At 70.8% G+C, this 16,885-nt stretch carries 14 protein-coding genes and 1 pseudogene; 10 read left to right on the top strand and 5 right to left on the bottom strand.

Translation table 11 applies throughout. The features are described from left to right. Positions 1-97: 97 nt before the first annotated feature. The 10 genes and pseudogenes from ACFY1U_RS21740 to ACFY1U_RS21695 form a co-directional block, all read left to right on the top strand. Positions 98-375, top strand: a pseudogene (locus ACFY1U_RS21740) (hypothetical protein); the annotation flags it as partial. Between the two features lie 169 nt (positions 376-544). Then, positions 545-1,810 (top strand): alpha/beta hydrolase family protein, encoded by a 1,266-nt coding sequence (locus ACFY1U_RS21735; RefSeq protein ID WP_390695755.1) that lies wholly within the window; start codon positions 545-547, stop codon positions 1,808-1,810. A gap of 309 nt (positions 1,811-2,119) precedes the next feature. Beyond that, positions 2,120-4,363, top strand: a complete 2,244-nt coding sequence (locus ACFY1U_RS21730) for a HAMP domain-containing protein (RefSeq protein ID WP_390695754.1) — start codon at positions 2,120-2,122, stop codon at positions 4,361-4,363. 15 nt (positions 4,364-4,378) lie between these two features. Next, positions 4,379-5,863 carry a poly-gamma-glutamate synthase PgsB gene (pgsB, locus tag ACFY1U_RS21725; protein WP_390695753.1) on the top strand — a complete coding sequence of 495 codons (1,485 nt, stop codon included), beginning with the start codon at positions 4,379-4,381 and terminating at the stop codon, positions 5,861-5,863. Then, complete coding sequence (locus ACFY1U_RS21720) at positions 5,860-6,342, top strand: poly-gamma-glutamate biosynthesis protein PgsC/CapC (RefSeq protein ID WP_390695752.1); 483 nt, start codon at positions 5,860-5,862, stop codon at positions 6,340-6,342. The genes pgsB and ACFY1U_RS21720 overlap by 4 nt, the downstream gene beginning before the upstream one ends. A 43-nt stretch (positions 6,343-6,385) precedes the next feature. Beyond that, on the top strand, positions 6,386-7,471 hold the full coding sequence (locus tag ACFY1U_RS21715) for an NlpC/P60 family protein (RefSeq protein ID WP_390695751.1): 1,086 nt from the start codon (positions 6,386-6,388) through the stop codon (positions 7,469-7,471). A gap of 70 nt (positions 7,472-7,541) precedes the next feature. Beyond that, positions 7,542-9,500 (top strand): ArnT family glycosyltransferase, encoded by a 1,959-nt coding sequence (locus ACFY1U_RS21710; protein WP_390695750.1) that lies wholly within the window; start codon positions 7,542-7,544, stop codon positions 9,498-9,500. 169 nt (positions 9,501-9,669) lie between these two features. After that, positions 9,670-10,362 (top strand): sensor histidine kinase, encoded by a 693-nt coding sequence (locus tag ACFY1U_RS21705; RefSeq protein WP_390695749.1) that lies wholly within the window; start codon positions 9,670-9,672, stop codon positions 10,360-10,362. Positions 10,363-10,371: 9 nt separating this feature from the next. After that, positions 10,372-11,058: a response regulator transcription factor gene (locus ACFY1U_RS21700; RefSeq protein ID WP_390695748.1), complete on the top strand. Its 687-nt coding sequence runs from the start codon at positions 10,372-10,374 to the stop codon at positions 11,056-11,058. Beyond that, positions 11,051-12,160, top strand: a complete 1,110-nt coding sequence (locus ACFY1U_RS21695) for a sensor histidine kinase (RefSeq protein ID WP_390695747.1) — start codon at positions 11,051-11,053, stop codon at positions 12,158-12,160. The genes ACFY1U_RS21700 and ACFY1U_RS21695 overlap by 8 nt, the downstream gene beginning before the upstream one ends. Here the strand turns inward: ACFY1U_RS21695 and ACFY1U_RS21690 are convergent. From ACFY1U_RS21690 to ACFY1U_RS21670, 5 genes are all read right to left on the bottom strand, one after another. Further along, entirely contained in the window at positions 12,126-12,680 is a 555-nt protein-coding gene (locus tag ACFY1U_RS21690; RefSeq protein WP_390695746.1) for a GNAT family N-acetyltransferase, read from the bottom strand. The genes ACFY1U_RS21695 and ACFY1U_RS21690 overlap by 35 nt on opposite strands. 415 nt (positions 12,681-13,095) lie before the next feature. Next, entirely contained in the window at positions 13,096-13,254 is a 159-nt protein-coding gene (locus ACFY1U_RS21685) for a hypothetical protein (RefSeq protein WP_390695745.1), read from the bottom strand. Beyond that, positions 13,251-14,303 carry an aldo/keto reductase gene (locus tag ACFY1U_RS21680; RefSeq protein ID WP_390695744.1) on the bottom strand — a complete coding sequence of 351 codons (1,053 nt, stop codon included), beginning with the start codon at positions 14,301-14,303 and terminating at the stop codon, positions 13,251-13,253. Before ACFY1U_RS21680 ends, ACFY1U_RS21685 begins: the two co-directional genes overlap by 4 nt. Before the next feature lie 139 nt (positions 14,304-14,442). Then, positions 14,443-15,675 (bottom strand): CaiB/BaiF CoA transferase family protein, encoded by a 1,233-nt coding sequence (locus tag ACFY1U_RS21675; protein WP_390695743.1) that lies wholly within the window; start codon positions 15,673-15,675, stop codon positions 14,443-14,445. Between the two features lie 60 nt (positions 15,676-15,735). After that, a complete protein-coding gene (locus ACFY1U_RS21670) occupies positions 15,736-16,551 on the bottom strand; it encodes an SDR family NAD(P)-dependent oxidoreductase (protein ID WP_390695742.1) in 816 nt (271 codons plus the stop codon). Positions 16,552-16,885: the final 334 nt, after the last annotated feature.

The following is a 16,885-nucleotide window of genomic DNA, read 5'->3' as shown; positions in this document are numbered from 1 at the left end:
GAATGTAGGGCCCCTTTTTTGCTGCCGTCAACAGAGTGCACAACATTGGCGGATCTTCGTGGGTGGTACGGCCGTTCACCTCGGAGAATCCCGTACCGGCATCCCGCACGAGGTCGCGGTCGACGGCCAGAAGTTGTTCTTCTCCCAGGTGGGCCTGCGTGGCGGCCCGCCCCGGTGCGCCGCTACCTGCCCGAACTGATCGAGCGGGTCCTGTCGGGCCGGATCGATCCGGGCAAGGTCTTCGACCTCACCCTCCCCCTGGACCAGGTCACCGAGGGCTACCAGGCGATGGACGAGCGCCGCGCCATCCCCGTGTTCCCGCTTCCTCGCGCCGTCGCGGCCGCCCTGCTGCCCGGCAGTAACCCGGGCGCGTGAGTCCGCCCGCGGCCGTGGCTGTACGGTATGCGGCAGTCGATCGCGCGTTCTACGATCGCTGACGAACAAGGGGGTTCCATTGAAACACCGCCGCCCGCGGCCCCGTAGTAGAGCCATCGCCAGAGCGGTCGGTTCGGCTGGTGCGCTGGCCGTCACGCTGGGTGTGGGGATGACGCCGGCGATGGCCGCCGAGAAGACGTCCGACACACCCACGGCCACCGGGTTCTCGCCCGACGAGCCCAAGCCCGAGCCGAAGCCGAAAACGGACTGGGCGCCCGAGAACGACGAGGGGCCAATGGCCCAGAAGTCGGTGCACCCGGAGGCGTTCACGTCGAGCCGCACGGCCGCGTCGGGTCTGCAGCTCAAGATGCCCGCGCCGACCGGACCGAACAGCGTGGGCATGGTCGGCCTGCACCTCGTGGACTCGTCCCGTACGGATCCGTATGTGGGCGGCAAGCGCGAGGTGATGGTCTCGCTCTGGTATCCGGCCACCGCCACGTCCGGGCACTACCAGGCGCCGTGGATGCCGTCGATCTCCGGGAACCACTACCTCACCACGCACGGTATGTCGCCGCAGCAGGTGACTCTGCCGACGACCGCGGGCCATGTCCTCGCCCCGGTGAAGACCTCGCTCGGCAAGCTGCCCGTCCTGCTGTACTCGACCGGGCTGCACTCGGACCGTGCGCAGGGCACCGCGCTCGCCCAGGATCTGGCCAGCCGCGGCTACCTCGTCGTCACCGTCGACCACACCCACGACGCCAACGAGGTGCAGTTCCCCGGCAACCGGCTCGAGCTCAACGCGATGCCGCCGGGTACCCACTCCTCCGACACGCTCAAGGTGCGCGCGGCCGACATCAAGTTCGTCATCAACGCGCTCGGCAAGATCAGCAGTGGCGGCAACCCGGACGCCGGCCATGCGACGCTGCCCACAGGTCTGGCGCAGTCGGTGGACATGTCCCGCATCGGAATGTTCGGCTGGTCGCTGGGCGGTGGGGCGGTCGACACCGCCATGCAGCTCGACAAGCGCATCGCCGCCGGTGCCGACCTGGACGGCCAGTTCTTCGGGACGGCGCCGAGCAAGGACCTGGACCGCCCCTTCATGCTCTTCAGCTCCGGCACCCACAACCGCAACAACGACGGTTCGTGGCGCACGCTGTGGTCGCATCTGAAGGGGTACAGGGTCGACATCAAGCTTCATGGCGCAGCGCACCTGTCGTTCTGCGACCAGGAGTGGATGGTGCCGCAGGAGGCGGGCCTGCTCGGCCTCTCCCAGGATCAGATCGAGCAGCAGTACGGCACGATCGACCCGGACCGGGCGGTCCAGGTCCAGCGCGTCTACCTCGCTGCCTTCTTCGACCAGACGCTGCGCCACAAGCACAGCACGCTGCTCGACGGACCGGCCGACAAGTACCCGGAGATCTCTTTCGTCCGCTGACCGGAGAGTCGACCGGCCTGTAGGCCCCGCGTTCGAAGGGTCGGACCTGCTTGCAGGTCCGCCCTTCCGCGTGCCGGGGTGGCCTGCATGGCCTCCGTTCGGTGTGCCCGTGAATTCGAATTAACACGTACGTCACATGAGGCGAAAGTGTGATGGTTACGTGACAGGCGGGAGCTAAGATGTTCGCTCTCTCGAACATTTGGGCGCTCGACGCCAGTTGAGGAAGGATCAGTTCCACTGCCCTCCGCACCCCGGGCGCCGCGCCGACACCGCATCCGCCGCCGCGCCGATATGCCGATGCTTGGCGGGGTGCGCCCGCCGACGGCCTCCCTTGTCGTACTCCTGCTGGTGGTCGCCGCCCTGACGGTGATCGGCCTCGGCGGCATCCCCACCGCGGGTATCCCGCAGGCCGTGTTGAACGAGGAGCAGCAGATCGCCGCGGACACCGCGCAGTCACTGCGCACCGCGATCGACACGGAGGCGAGCACCGTACGCCGTACCGCGAGCGCGTACCCGGCGACGAGCACATCCACCCCCGTGACCACGCTCAAGGCGCTGGCCTCCGCCAGGAAAGCGGTCCTCGGCAGTGTGCTGCTCGACCGGCACACCGGCACGCTGCTGGCGGCCGGCGGCCGGACAGTGCCACTGGCCGGGGTGGACGCCGCCAGGACGGCGTCCGGGGCGGTCCCGCCCCGCCTGGTGACGTCAGGCGGCAGCCCGCAACTGCTGTACTTCGCCGGGGTCACGCTGCCCGCCGAGCAGGAGGACCCCGACCAGGACTACCAGACCCCGAACCGGCCCGAGCGGCAGTGGCTGCTGGTGGTCTCCGAGGCGCTCCCCTCCCTGACGGCTTACGGCGACGGACGCACCGCCGAAGTGCTGGACGCGAGCGGCACGGCGCTCGCCACCGCGGTCCACGGCAACGCGTCGCCGGCCGCCGACAACAGCAGCCTGTCCGCGGCGGCGGCCCGCGCGGCACACGGATCCGGGGCTCACACCGACGCCTCGGGAAGCCTGCTGGGCGCCGCCGCCGGCAGCCGACGCACCGTGGCCGGCTGGGCCCAGGTCGCCTCGACGACCGGCCCCGGCGACACCGACCACCTCGGTCTGGTGGTGCTCACCTCCCACGCGGTGCCCGCCACGACCACCACCCCCGACTACTCGCGCTTCGCGCTCGAGGCCGCCGGGGCGCTGGCCGGGGTCGCGCTGCTGCTCGGGCTGGCGCTGTACTTCTCCGTGCAGCGGCCGCTGCTGCGGCTGTATCTGTCCGCCGGCCGCCTGGCCCGGGGCGCGACCCAGGACTGGCCGACCGCGGCGGCGGAGCTGTCCCGGCCGGTTCCGGTGCACGGCTTCGGGGAACTGGCCCGGATCGGACGGGCGCTGGACTCACTGCGCCGGCAACTGACCGGCGAGAGCGGCCCCCAGGAGTTCCCGGCCCGGCGCGGACCGGGCTACCGGGCGTTCGCCGTGGTCGGCTTGCTCGTGGTGGGCTGCTGGGCGGTGCCGATGATCTTCCTGCTGAACCGGGCGGACACCGCGACCGCGGTTCCGGCTCCGGTCCTCGCCGCCCAGCAGGCACGCACCGAGATCGCCACGAACCGGATCCGGCAGTCCCTCGACCAGTCGTACACCGACCTGAGCACGGCGGCCGCGGGCCTGCCGGGCAGGAGCCGGGCCGCCCAGACCGAGGTTCTGCAGCACACCCTCGCCGACCACAGGCAGTACCGCTCGCTGTATCTCCTGGACCGCTCGGGCGGCATCACGCTGAGGGTGGGCGGCACACCGCTGCGCACCCGCGTCCATGTGCCCGACGGCGGCGGCATCACCACCGTCAACACCTCGGGCCGGATCCCGGCGATCGCCGCGTACACCCAGGTGCGGGCGGTCAAGGGCAAGTCCAAGGCGGCCGGGGTGGTCCTGTTCGGCGAGATCGACGTGAAGGCACTCAACTCCATCCTGCCCATGCCGAAGCTGGGCAGCGTCTGGGTGACGGACGCCCACGAGAAGGTGCTGGCGGCCAGTGTGGGCTACGAGGCTTTCCAGTCGCTGCCCGACCCCGGCCTGACCCGTCTCGCCCGCTCCACCCAGAGCGCCCCCGGAACCGCGGGCACCGCGACCTCGGCGGTGCACCTCACGTCCTCCGGTCCCTCGGTCGACGCCGCCGCTCCGCTGGCGCAGAGCGGTCCGACGGCCCGCCTCGGCTGGCATGTGGTGACCGCGGAGCCCGCGGCCGCGCTCCAGATCCCCGCGGTGCAGGCCGAGCAGCGCACCATGCTCGCCGGCATCCTGGCCCTCGCCGTGGGCGCGGCCTGCCTGGGCTGGCTGCATGTCGTGGTGGTCCGGCCGCTGCGCGCGGTCGCCACGCTCGTCGAGCGGCTCGCCGGCGGAGACCGCCGTACCGTGCTGCATCCGGTCAACCACGACGAGATCGGCTCGGTCACCCGCAGCCTGGAGCTGATCCGCCAGGCCCTGGCGGAACGCGACCGGGCGGCCAGATCCGGCCACGCCGCCGGGCCCATGCGGTCCCTGCGTGAGAACACCCTCCAGCGGTAGAAGGACGGAATCGGCGTGCTCTTCCTCTATGTCATCGTCCTGATGTGCTGCGCCGGGCTGTGGATCGCCGGAGCCCTCGAGCAGCGGCGGCACTTCGCCTCGCTGGAGCAGATACCGACGCGGGTGCTGGTCAACGGCATCCGCGGCAAGAGTTCGATCACCCGGCTGTGCGCGGGGGCGCTGCGTGGCGGCGGCCTGGTCACGGTGGCCAAGACCACCGGCACCGCGGCCCGGTTCATCCATCCGGATGCCACCGAGGAACCGATCTACCGCAAGTTCGGCATCTCCAACATCGTCGAGCAGATCGGCATCGTACGGCGGGCGGCGACCTACCGGCCGGACGCGCTGGTCATCGAGTGCATGGCGGTGATGCCCGCGCTGCAGGAGACCAATCAGGAGAAGCTGATCCGTTCCACGATCGGCGTGCTGTGCAACGTCCGCGAGGACCATCTGGAGGAGATGGGGCCGACGCTGGACGACGTCGCCCGCTCCCTCTCCCGCTCGATGCCGGTGGGCGGGGTGTGCGTGACGGCGGAGAAGGACCGGCTGCACATCCTCCAGGAGGAGGCCGACAAGCGGAACTGCCGTCTGATCGCGGTCGATCCGGAGTCGGTGACCGATGCCGAACTGCGCGGCTTCAGCTGGTTCACCTTCAAGGAGAACGTGGCGATCGCGCTCGCCGTCGCCGAACTGCTCGGCGTGGAGCGGCAGACCGCGATGCAGGGCATGTGGGACGCACCGCCCGACCCGGGCGTGCTGTCGGTGGAGCGCTACGTCACCCCCGAGGGCAAGAAGCTGCGGTTCGCCAACGTCTTCGCGGCCAACGACCCCGAGTCGACGCTGATGAACGTGAAGCAGCTGGAGGATCTGGGCGCGATCAGACGGCCGATCAACGTGGTCATCAACTGCCGCCCGGACCGGGTGGAGCGCAACGGTCAGATGGGCGCCATCGTCCCCGATCTCGCCGCCGAGACGGTGTTCCTGATCGGCCATCCGACCAGGAGCGCCCGCGATGCCATTCCCGCCGGCTTCCCCGGGCGGGTGGTGGATCTCGGCGGCGACCGCCGCGACCCCGAGGAGCTGACCGCGGCCATGCTCGCGGAACTCGGCCCGGCCTCCTCGCTGGTGGCGATCGGCAACATCCACGGTCAGGGCGAGCTGTTCCTGGAATGCCTCGCCGAGCTGCCGGTGGACGAATCCGAGGACCTGCTCGACGCCGTTCCCGAGGGCGACGGCCTGGACCAGGAGACCATGCAGATCGCCATCCCCCGGGCGCGGGTCTCGGTGGCCCGGCCGCCCGAACCGGAGCCGTACAGCTGGGTGGCACCGCTGGAGACACCGACGTACGCCTTCCGCATGCCCGACCAGCGGGACCTCGCCCGCCGGTTCGCCGCCCGCCAGGGCCGGCCCGATGACCGGAGCAGCGCAGACGAACCGCACCACTCCCACGACGACCGGTACCACTCCTACGATCCGCCCCAGTCCACGAGGAACCCGTGATCCCCGCCAACCTCACCCCGCAGACCGCCGCACTCGGGATCGCCCTCGGGCTGGTCTTCTCGCTCGTCTGCTATCTGACCACCAACCTCTCCCCCGGAGGGATGATCACCCCGGGCTGGATCGCCCTGACGCTCGTCACCGACGTGCGGATGGCCGGGCTGATGGTCGTTGTGGCGGGAGCCACGTACTTCATGACCAAGCTGCTGCAGCGCACGGTGATTCTCTACGGCAAGCGGCTGTTCGCCGCCGTGGTGCTGTGCGCGGTGGTGATGCAGACCACCGTGATGCTCGCCCTCAGCCATGAGTTCCCGCTGCTGTACACGTCACAGACCCTTGGCTTCATCGTCCCCGGCCTGATCTCCTACCAGATGGTCCGGCAGCCCATGGCGGCCACGGTCATCTCGACCGCGGCGGTGACGCTGGGCACGTACGTGGTGCTGGTCTCCGGCCTGTTGATGGGCGCTCTGCCCACCGGCTGACCTGCCCAGCCCCCTCTCACCTCACACTTCCAGGAGGATCGCCATGCACTCCAAACCCGTCGGCCGACGCAGCAACCCGACTCGCCGCAATGTGCTCGGAACGATCGCGGGCGTCGCGGCCGCCGGGGTGGTGGGTGGGTACGCCTGGGACCACCTCAGGCAGGGCGGCGACGACCACGGCGGTACGGTCGCCGACCAAACGGGCGCCGGCCCGAGCGCCCGGGCCACCGGCGCCCACACCTTCGAGCGGCTGTCCGCGCCCGCCCGCACCGTGGTCCGTGCCGCCGACGGCAGCACGCTCGCCACGTTCACCGACGGAGCCCGTACGGCCGTACTCACCGGACCCACCCGCACCTTCAGCGAGCCGCGGACCACCGAGGCCAAGGTGACCACGGACGCCTGGGTACGGGTGCTGCCGCACGAGTGGCAGCGGGGCATGGAGAAGTCCGCCTCGTTCAAGAACTGGTTCCGCAAGGCGCTCGGCGACACCAGCCCGGACGTCTTCGCGGTGGCGTTCCAGTACAGCAGCGCCGGGGCGCCCGACAAGCACAACGCCGCCGGCGTGCGCTACGCGGGCACCGCACACTTCGGCCCGCGCAATGCCGCGGTCAACAACCCGCTGGACTTCGCCTTCCACGACGAACAGTCCGACTTCTACGACTATCTGGGCCTGCCCTGGACCTTCCCGGACGGCACACGCGTGCAGCCGGAGAAGGCCCGGTACGGCGACGCGGACTGCTCCGGCTTCCAGCGGCTGGTGTGGGGCTACCGGATGGGCATTCCTCTGCACAACACCAACGCCAAGGGGCCCGGCCTACCGCGCCGCGCGTACGCCATCGCCGCCGACGGTCCCGGCCGCATGGTGATCCCGCACAGCGGCAAACAGCAGGCCACCGACCTGAGCGTCCTGCAACCCGGCGATCTGGTCTTCTTCGCCATCATCAAGGACCGGCCGGACTTCATCGACCACTGCGGCATGTACATGGGCCTCGACGACCAGGGCCGGCACCGCTTCTACTCCAGCCGCTCCGCCGCCAACGGCCCGACCATGGGCGACATGTCGGGCCACGCGCTGCTGGACGGCACCGACTTCTACGCCCGCGGCTTCCGGGCGGCCCGCCGCCTTTGATCCCGCCGTCTTGATCCCGCCGCCTGTGCACCGCCGCCTCACCTGACCTGCCGATCCGAGGACCACTGCCATGACCGCCATCCCCGCCGCCCGGCCCACCGGAGCACACCGAGGCCGCCGGACGGCCGGCCGCCGCTCCGGCCCGCCGGAAGACGCCCCGCGCTGGGAGCGCCCGGCGCTCGCCGCGGTACTGGTCGTCGCCACGGTCCTGTACGCCTGGGGCATCGGGAACGCCGCACTCCACCCCTTCTACGGCGCGGCGATACGGTCGATGTCCGAGAGCTGGCGTGCCTTCTTCTTCGGCGGGCTCGACGCGAGCGGTTCCATCAGCATCGACAAGCTGCCCGGCGCCTTCTGGCCCGACGCCGTCTCCGTCTGGCTCTTCGGCCCGCACACCTGGGCGGCCGCGCTTCCGCAGGTCGTCGAGGGCGTGCTCACCGTATGGCTGCTGCACCGGATCGTACGGGCCTGGGCCGGGCCGTTCGCGGCGCTGATCGCCGCGCTGACGCTCACCCTCACCCCGGTCACCGTGGTCCTCAACCGTGCCACCATCCCGGACACCGCCCTGACCCTGCTCCTGGTGGCGGCCGCCGGAGCGCTGCAGAAGGCGGTGCGCACCGAGCGGCTGCTGCCGTTGATCACCTGCGGGATCTGGGTCGGGCTCGCCTTCCAGGCGAAGATGCTGCAGGCGTGGCTGGTGCTGCCGGTCTTCGCCGCGGTCTACCAACTCGCCGCGCCCGGAACCCGGTTGAACCGGGCGCTGCGCGTCCTGCTGGCCGGTGCGGTCGCCCTGGCGGTCTCCTGCTCCTGGGTGCTGATCGCCTGGGTGACGCCGGCCGCGAGCCGCCCCTATCTCGACGGCACGTCCAACAACGATCCGTTCACCCTGGTCTTCGGCTACAACGGCCTGAGCCGCTTCAGCAGCGATGCCACCGCCTTCGGTGCCGTCGCGGGCACCGCCGCCAGTCGCACCACGGGGAACACCGGCTGGGACATGCTGATCAACCACACCGTCGGGCCGCAGATCGCCTGGTTCCTGCCGCTCGCCGTGCTCGCCGCGCTCCTGGGCGTCGTCTGGCGCGCCGGCCGGCCGCGAACCGACCTGCTGCGCGCGGGATTTGTGATGTGGGGCGGCTGGCTGGCCATACACACCCTGGTGTTCAGCACCTCCAACGGCAACCACGCCTACTACACCGCCGTCATCGCCCCGTCGCTCGCCGCGCTGGCCGGCGGCGGGCTCGCGCTCTTCCGAGCGGAGTACGAGGCGCAGTACGAGCCCAAGCCGGAGGCGCACTACGAACCGGAGCCGGAGGCGGAGCACGAGGTGGGCGGCCGGCGGCCCTTGGCGCTCCCGGCGGCAATCACCCTGACGGCGGCGTGGGCGCTGGTGCTCGACTGGCCGACCCGGTTCGTCTCCTGGTTGCTGCCGGTCGCCGTGATGCTCGCACTGTGCGGTGTGGTGGGCCTGTGGAGCCGCGGGCCGCGCACCTCCCCGCGGATGGTCCGCGCCGCCCTCGCCGCCGGGATCGCGGCCACCCTGGTGGTACCGGCCGGCTGGGCCGTCTCCGGCCTCAATCCGCTCTACGCGGGCGCGGCCACCTCGCCGATGGCCGGTCCGGTCGGCAAGTCGTACTACGCGCATCCCCGCCACGCTCCGCGAAGGAGAGGGCTCGGTGAGCCCAACGCCCGCGACACCGCCCTGCTCGACTACCTCACCGCGCACCGTCACGGCGAGAAGTACCTTGTCGCCACCCAGGCCGCGTACACCGCCGAGCCCCTCCTGCGCGCGAAGTCCGAACCCATCCTCGTCATGGGCGGCTTCACCGGCAACACCCCCTTCCCCACCGCCCAGCAACTCGGCAGCCTCGTCACCACCGACCAACTGCGCTATGCGCTGCTCACCGCCCAGCGCCCCACCACTCCCGCCACCACCTGGGTGAAGTCCCACTGCACCCGCATCCGCCCCACCGCCTACGGACGCCGCACCGCCGGCACCTTCGCTCTCTACGACTGCAACCCTCAGCGGTGAGGCGCCGTTCCCGACCACAGGGATCGGCCGAGCTGCCGGGCCTCGCGCCTTGCGCCTTGCGCCTTGCGCCGGGAATCTGGCCTCACACCGCGGCTTCCCTCTCTGAGCAAGCTCACCGGTCCGCACGGACGACGCGGCGAACGCCCGCGGGCACGCCCACGCATCCAGTGTGTCGGTCACGCTGCGCCATCTCGCGGACCAGGTGGAGCTGGAGGTGTCCGACGACGGGGTCGGCTTCGATCCCGCCCACCTCGCCGGGACCCTCCGGTCGGGCCGGGGGTTCGGTCTGCCCACGGCCCGGGAGCGGCTGCACCGCGAGGGCGGTGACCTGGCTGTCGACAGCGCCCCGGGGCAGGGCACGCGGATTCGGGCCAGCATCCCCTGGGGGGCAGCCGATCTTGACGTGATCGCGGAGGCCGGCAGCGGGGAGGAGGCCGGCGCGCGCGGCTGCCTCCTCAAGGCAGGGCCGACGGGGGACCTGTTCCGGGCCGTGCGCAGCGCCGCCGAGGGCGGCTTGGGCCTCGCGGCGGAGGTGGTCGGCGACCTCGTCGGGCAGGTCGTCAGCCCCGCACCGGAGTTGACGCTCCGGGAGAGAGGTCGTCCGGTTGATGGCCGACGGGCACAGCAACCGCTCCATCGCGGATGCTCCGTACCTGGCGGAGGCGACCGTCAAGACCACCTGGTGCGCACCTACTGCAAACTCGGGTCCGGAACAGGGCGGCCGCGGTCGCCGAGGCGGTCCGCCGGGCCTGCTGGAACTCACCTGAGGACCACCGCCGGTCGCGGGCAGGCATCGGCAGCCCAGGGTGTGCGACCCGTGTGCGCGTCTTTGCATACGGCCGCGATATGTTCCGCTGCTTAGGCTGCACACATGCGTGTGCTGATCGTTGAGGACGAGCCCTACCTTGCCGAAGCCGTCCGTGACGGTCTGCGGCTGGAGGCGATCGCCGCCGACATCGCCGGCGACGGCGACTCCGCCCTGGAACTGCTCAGCGTCAACTCCTACGACCTCGCGGTCCTGGACCGGGACATCCCCGGCCCGTCCGGTGACGAGGTCGCCCGGCGCATCGTCGCTTCGGGCAGCGGTATCCCGATCCTCATGCTCACCGCTGCCGACCGGATCGACGACAAGGCCTCCGGATTCGAGCTCGGCGCCGACGACTACCTCACCAAACCGTTCGAGCTGCGGGAGCTCGTCCTGCGTCTGCGGGCGCTCGACCGCAGACGCGCGCACGCCCGGCCCCCGGTCCGCAAGATCGCGGGCCTGCGGCTGGACCCCTTCCGCCGGGAGGTCTTCCGTGACGGACGCTACGTCGCGCTCACGCGCAAACAGTTCGCCGTGCTCGAGGTCCTCGTCGCCGCGGAAGGCGGTGTCGTCAGCGCCGAGGAGCTGCTGGAGCGGGCCTGGGACAACAACGCCGACCCGTTCACCAACGCCGTCCGCATCACCGTCTCCGCCCTGCGCAAACGACTCGGCGAACCATGGCTCATCGCCACGGTGCCCGGCGTCGGATACCGCATCGACACCGGCGCCCCACCCGGCGGCACTCATGAATAGACGCCCAGGGCTCAGCGCCCGACTGAAACTCACCCTCAGCTACGCCGGATTCCTCCTCCTCACCGGCGCTCTCCTGCTGGCCGTGATGTGGGTGTTCGTGCTGCGCTGGCTCCGGACCGACGACCCCAAAGCCATCCAGCGCAAGGTCGGCGTCGTCATCATCACCGGGTTCTCCCGCTCCGACGCCCTGCGCGGCTTCGTCCCCGCCGCGGCCGCGGCACTGGCCTTCCTCCTCGTCTTCGGCCTGGTAGGAGGATGGATCCTCGCCGGCCGGATGCTCGTACCCCTCACCCGGATCGCGGACGCGGCACGGATGGCCGCGAACGGATCGCTGTCCCACCGGATCCGCCTGGAGGGCCGCGAGGACGAGTTCCGCGAACTCGCCGACACGTTCGACACGATGCTCGAACAACTCGAGTCCCACGTCGCCGAACAGCAGAGGTTCGCCGCGAACGCCTCCCACGAACTGCGCACCCCGCTGGCGATCTCCCAGACACTCCTCGACGCCGCCCGCGACGACCCCGCGCGGGATCCGGGCGAACTCATCGAGCGCCTCCACACCGTCAACACGCGGGCGATCAAGCTCACCGAGTCCCTTCTGCTGCTCAGCCGCGCCGACGCCAGGAGCTTCACCCGCGAGCCCGTCGATCTCTCCCTCATGGCCGAAGAGGCCGCCGAAACGCTGCTTCCTCTCGCCGAGAAACGCCGGATCACGCTCGACGTCACCGGCGAGCCGACCCAGACCGTGGGCTCCGCGGCGCTCATCCTGCGGATGGTGACGAACCTCGTCCAGAACGCCATCGTGCACAACCATCCCGCCGGCGGCACCGTGACGGTTCACACCGAACCGCAGCACGACGCCGGCGTGCTGCGGGTCGAGAACACGGGCCCGCCACTCCCCTCGGAGCTGGTACCGACCCTCACCGAACCCTTCCAGCGCGGAACGGAACGCGTACGCACCGACGAACACGCCGGCGTCGGCCTCGGTCTGGCCATCGTGCACAGCATCGTCCGGGCCCACGACGGCACCCTCGACCTCACACCCCGCCCCACCGGCGGCCTCGTCGTCACGATTCGGCTTCCCGGCATCCCACAGTCGTGAGGTCAGACGACAACTCGAACACCCGAACTCGCCGGCCGCCGCTGGGATTGACGGTCTCACGGACCGGATGCATTCCCAGTTTGGTCATGATCCGTTCGGAGGCGTCGTTGCCCACTTGAGCGATGCTGACGATCCGCTCCAGCCCTCGCTCTTCGAACCCGAACCGCACAGCGGCCGCAGCGGCCTCGGTGGCCAAACCCTGCCCCCAGTGGGAACGTCCCAGCCGCCAGCCGACCTCAACCGCCGGCAGAACCTCCGGCAGGTACTCGGGCACCGAAAGTCCGGTGAACCCGGCCAGCTCGCCGGTGGCCCGGATCTCCACGGCGAACAGGCCGAAGCCCTGTGACTCCCACTCGCGCTCCCATGCCTGGATCCCGACGCGAGTCTGCCGTCGGTCACGGACGCTGCCGTCACGGATCCACCGCATGACCTCGGGATCCGCATTGACGGCAGCCATGGGCGCAACGTCTTCCTCGCGCCAGCGACGCAGGACCAAACGGGGAGTCTCAAGCGTGAGCATCCCATCATTCTGGATCACGGAATCGGCTCTCCGCCATCCTCACCAGGCACGTTCGACATACGCCGTCGATCGCTGCCCGACGGTCATGCAGGCAGCGTGCTTCGCTCCCAGCCGGCGGCCTCCGCCTGCGTCCATACCGTCGGGGCCCGCTGCGGTCGCCGCCGCAGGACGCCTCGCTGTGCGGGTGGATGCCGATGGCGCCCGGATCGGTGTACATGCCCGCGCACACCTGGGCGATGACGTGGTCCCGGGTGCCGAGCAGGTTGACCACCTGTCCGCCCATGGAGTGACCGACGGCCGGCACTGGGCCGTGGCCGAGAGCCTCGCCCAGGGCGGCCAGGTCGTCCGCCATCCAGCGGTGTGTTGCCCAGCTCCGGCACCTCGGAGCGGCCGTGGCCACGCAGATCGGGGGCGATCACGCGGAAGGGGCCGCCAGGGCCTCGGCATGGACCGCCCACTCCCGGCCGTCACCGCCCCAGCCGTGCACCAGCAGAAGGGCGGGGGCGGCGACGGGAGCGAGGCTCACGCAGTCCAGGCGGATGCGTCCGAGGTCGATCACATCGGGCCCGCTCAATCCGCGGCCGCCCGCTCCCCGGTCGGGCGCCTGCGCGATGCGGGCTCGGTGAGCGACTGCGGCTGCCACACGCCGTCGGCCCGGTAGAGATCGGTTCCGGGTGCCACGATCTCGTCGATACGGTCCAGCACCGCGTCGTCGAGCAGCAGGTCGGCTCCCTGGAGCAAGGAGGTGAGTTGGCCCATGGTGCGTGGACCGATGATCACGGACGTGACGGCCGGATGCACCAGCGGGAAGGCGACGGCAAGTTCCGGCAGGGTGCGGCCCATCTCCTCGGCGAGTGCGACGAGTTGTTCTACGGCCGCGAACTTCGCCGGATTGCCCGGGGCCTCGGGGTCGAAGCGGTGCGGGGTGAGCCTGGCGCGGCCGGTGGTGAGGTCGACGGGGCGGCCCGCGCGGTAGGCACCGGACAGGAATCCCGAGACCAGCGGCGACCAGGTCAGCACGCCCATGCCGAGGCGCTGCGCGGTGGGCAGCAGGGCACGTTCGATGCCGCGCGCGAGGAGCGAGTACGGCGGCTGCTCCGTGCGCATCCGCATCAGCCCTCGCCGCTCCGCCACATGGTGGGCCTCGACGAGGTCCTCGGCGGGGAACGTGGAGCAGCCGAATGTCCGGATCTTGCCGGCCCTGACCAGGTCGGTGAGGACGGACAGCGTCTCCTCGATGTCGGTGGTGTGGTCGGGGCGGTGCACCTGGTAGAGGTCGATCCAGTCCGTGTCCAGCCGCCGCAGGCTGTCCTCGACCGCCTTGAGGATCCAGCGGCGCGAATTGCCGCTGCGGTTGCGTCCCTCCCCGAGCGGAAAGTGCACCTTCGTGGCGAGCACGACGTCGTCGCGTCTGCCCTTGAGAGCCTTGCCGACGATCTCCTCGCATTCGCCGGCCGAGTACATGTCGGCGGTGTCCACGAAGTTGATGCCCGCGTCGAGGGCCGCATGGATGATGCGGGCGCTGTCCTCGTGGTCGGGATTGCCGACGGCCCCGAACATCATCGTGCCGAGGCAGTGCGTGCTGACCTCGATGCCGGTCTTGCCGAGGACTCGATAACGCATGGGGATGCTCCGTCGCAGGCGGGGGCGGGTCGGAAGCGTGACTCTAGGACTTGGAGTGCACTTGACCGCAAGAACAGAATGTCGCTCTCGGTTTTTTGCCGGACTTGTCCGGCGGCCCGGGTGCCCGCGTGGGGAGCAATCAGATGGCCCCATCGTCCTGCGTGGAGGCCTCGGGGGCCGCGCGGTGGAGGATTTCCGCGTTGTGCTGCCCCAGGCGCGGCGGCGGCAGGCGGTACTGGGCCGGTGTCCCGCTCAGCGCGATGGGATGCGCGATCTGACGGGAGGGCGTGCCCTCGGCGTCCTCGGCGGGCGCGGAGGGAATGTCGACGATGCCGGGAAGACCGAGGTTCCGGGCGAAGTCGAAGGCCTCGTCGAGGGTGTTGACCGGTCCGGCGGGCACGCCCGCGGCCAGCAGGACGGACGACCAGTGGTCCGCGCCGGCGGCGGCCAGCCGTTCGCTCAGGATGTCCCTCAGTTCGCTGCGATGGGCGACCCGGTCGGCATTGGTGCGGAAGCGGTCGTCGAGGGCGAGACCGGGCTCGCCGACGATCTCGGCGAGCGCCGCGAACTGCCGGTCGTTGCCCACGGCGATCGCGAGGGGACGATCGGCGGCAGGGAAGGTCTCGTACGGCGCGATGCTCGGATGCGCGTTACCCAGGCGCCCCGGAACCACACCGGCGACGGCGAACGCCGACGCCTGGTTGACCATGGCCGACAGCAGCGAGCCGAGCAGATTGACCTCGACGCGCTGTCCTTGCCCGGTGGCGTCCCGGTGCCGGAGGGCGGCAAGGATGCCGAGCGTGGCGTGCAGACCGGTGATCACGTCGACGAGTGCCACGCCCGCCTTCGTCGGGTCCCCGGCCGCGTCCCCGGTCACGCTCATCAGACCGCCGACGGCCTGCACGAGCAGGTCGTACCCGGGGATCGCCGCGCCGGCACCGGCCCCGAATCCGCTGATCGAGCAGTACACCAACCCCGGGTGCCGGGCGAGGAGTTCGCGATGGCCGAGCCCCAGTCGTTCCATCGTGCCGGGACGGAAGTTCTCCACCAGGACGTCGGACTCGGCGACCAGGGCACGGGCCTGTTCCAGGCCGGCCTCGGTCGCGAGGTCCAGGGTGACGGACCTCTTGTTGCGGTTGACGCTCAGGAAGTACGTCGACGTGCCGTCCTGGTCCGCCGGGGGCTGCCAGGCCCGGGTGTCGTCCCCCGTGCCCGGCCGCTCCACCTTCACCACGTCGGCGCCGAGATCGGCGAGCAGCATGGTGGCGTAGGGCCCCGCGAGGACCCTGGAGAAGTCGGCGATGCGCAGACCCGCCAGCGCGCCGCCGAGAACGCCGGACCGTTCGTCCGGCGCGTTGTCCTGAGTGCTCACGCACCCTCCTCCTCTGATCGTCCCCAGCTCACGCGAAAGCCGGCGCGAGAGCGCTGCCGGTCATCGACCGGCGTCGCGGCGCTCGACGCTGAAGTCGAACGCCAGGGTTCCCGCGTCGCGCACCGACACCCCGCCGTCCACCGTGAGTACCGCGCCGTTGACGAACGACGCGGCGGGCGAGAGCAGCCAGGCGATCGCCTCGGCGACCTCGGACGGGTCGCCGGGGCGCCCCGCGGGCACCAGCTTCGTCGCCTCCTCGTAGGCCCCGTCCACCCCGTCGCCCAGTCCGGATTCCTCGGCGAAGCGGGCCATACGACGATCAGCCATCTCGGTGCGTACCCAGGTGGGGCACACCGTGTTGGCGCGCAGCCCCTGGCTGCCGTAGTCGACGGCCAGCGAGCTGCACAGCTGGAGCAGCGCGGCCTTGGAGGTGGCGTACGCGGCGTTGCCGACCCCGTTGCGCAGCGCCGCGACGGAGGCGACGGCAACGACCGAACCGCGGGTCTTGAGCAGGTGTGGGAGTGCGGCGCGCAGCAGCAGGAAGGGGCCCGTCACATTGGTGCGCATCACCAACTCCCATGTCTCGTCCGAGAGATCTCCCACCGCGCCACTGCGTCCGACCCCCGCGTTGAGGACCAGTCCGTCCAGCCTGCCGTAGCGGGAGACCGTGGCCTCGACGAGCTCACCCACGGCGGTCGCGTCCGTGAGATCAGCGGGGTGCGGCACGGCGCCTGTTTCGTCGGCGACCCGCTGCAGCGGCTCGGGCCGCCGCCCTCCGATGACGACGTCGTGTCCGCCGGCCCGCAGCCGCCGGGCGGTTGCGGCGCCGATGCCTGTGCCTCCGCCGGTGACCACCACAACACGCTTGTCCGTCATTGGTCTTGGGCCTCCTCATCAACGGGAAAACAGGGCTGCGTGATCTTACGCAGACCTGCTCGGGGACGTCTGGCCCAGTCGACCATGCGAAGGCTCATGTGAGCCCATATGGGCCGCAGGATGTCCTCGGGCAGCGAGTCGGGGACGGCGTCGAGGCGCTGTGTCACCCCTGGGTCGGTTTCCTGCGCGTGGATGCCGGTCGGCATCCACGCCATCCTGGCCGTGACCGCACTGCACGGCACGATCACGAGCGACGCGCACGGCGCCCCGGTACGCACTGCTCGCCGTGTACGTCGTACTCCTCAACGCCCTCTGAACCCGCCGTACCCTTGAA

Source organism: Streptomyces sp. NPDC001351 (genome assembly GCF_042896045.1).
GTDB lineage: Bacteria > Actinomycetota > Actinomycetes > Streptomycetales > Streptomycetaceae > Streptomyces.
Note: the sequence above shows the minus strand (reverse complement) of the source record. Positions and strands in the feature narration are given on the sequence as shown.

Excerpts from the sequence above, each read along its gene's own strand:
- ACFY1U_RS21690 (WP_390695746.1), bottom strand. The coding sequence starts at position 12,680 with ATGCTCACGCTTGAGACTCCCCGTTTGGTCCTGCGTCGCTGGCGCGAG.
- ACFY1U_RS21735 (WP_390695755.1), top strand. The coding sequence starts at position 545 with ATGACGCCGGCGATGGCCGCCGAGAAGACGTCCGACACACCCACGGCC.
- ACFY1U_RS21670 (WP_390695742.1), bottom strand. The coding sequence starts at position 16,551 with ATGACGGACAAGCGTGTTGTGGTGGTCACCGGCGGAGGCACAGGCATC.
- ACFY1U_RS21695 (WP_390695747.1), top strand. The coding sequence starts at position 11,051 with ATGAATAGACGCCCAGGGCTCAGCGCCCGACTGAAACTCACCCTCAGC.
- ACFY1U_RS21715 (WP_390695751.1), top strand. The coding sequence starts at position 6,386 with ATGCACTCCAAACCCGTCGGCCGACGCAGCAACCCGACTCGCCGCAAT.
- ACFY1U_RS21680 (WP_390695744.1), bottom strand. The coding sequence starts at position 14,303 with ATGCGTTATCGAGTCCTCGGCAAGACCGGCATCGAGGTCAGCACGCAC.
- ACFY1U_RS21700 (WP_390695748.1), top strand. The coding sequence starts at position 10,372 with ATGCGTGTGCTGATCGTTGAGGACGAGCCCTACCTTGCCGAAGCCGTC.
- ACFY1U_RS21710 (WP_390695750.1), top strand. The coding sequence starts at position 7,542 with ATGACCGCCATCCCCGCCGCCCGGCCCACCGGAGCACACCGAGGCCGC.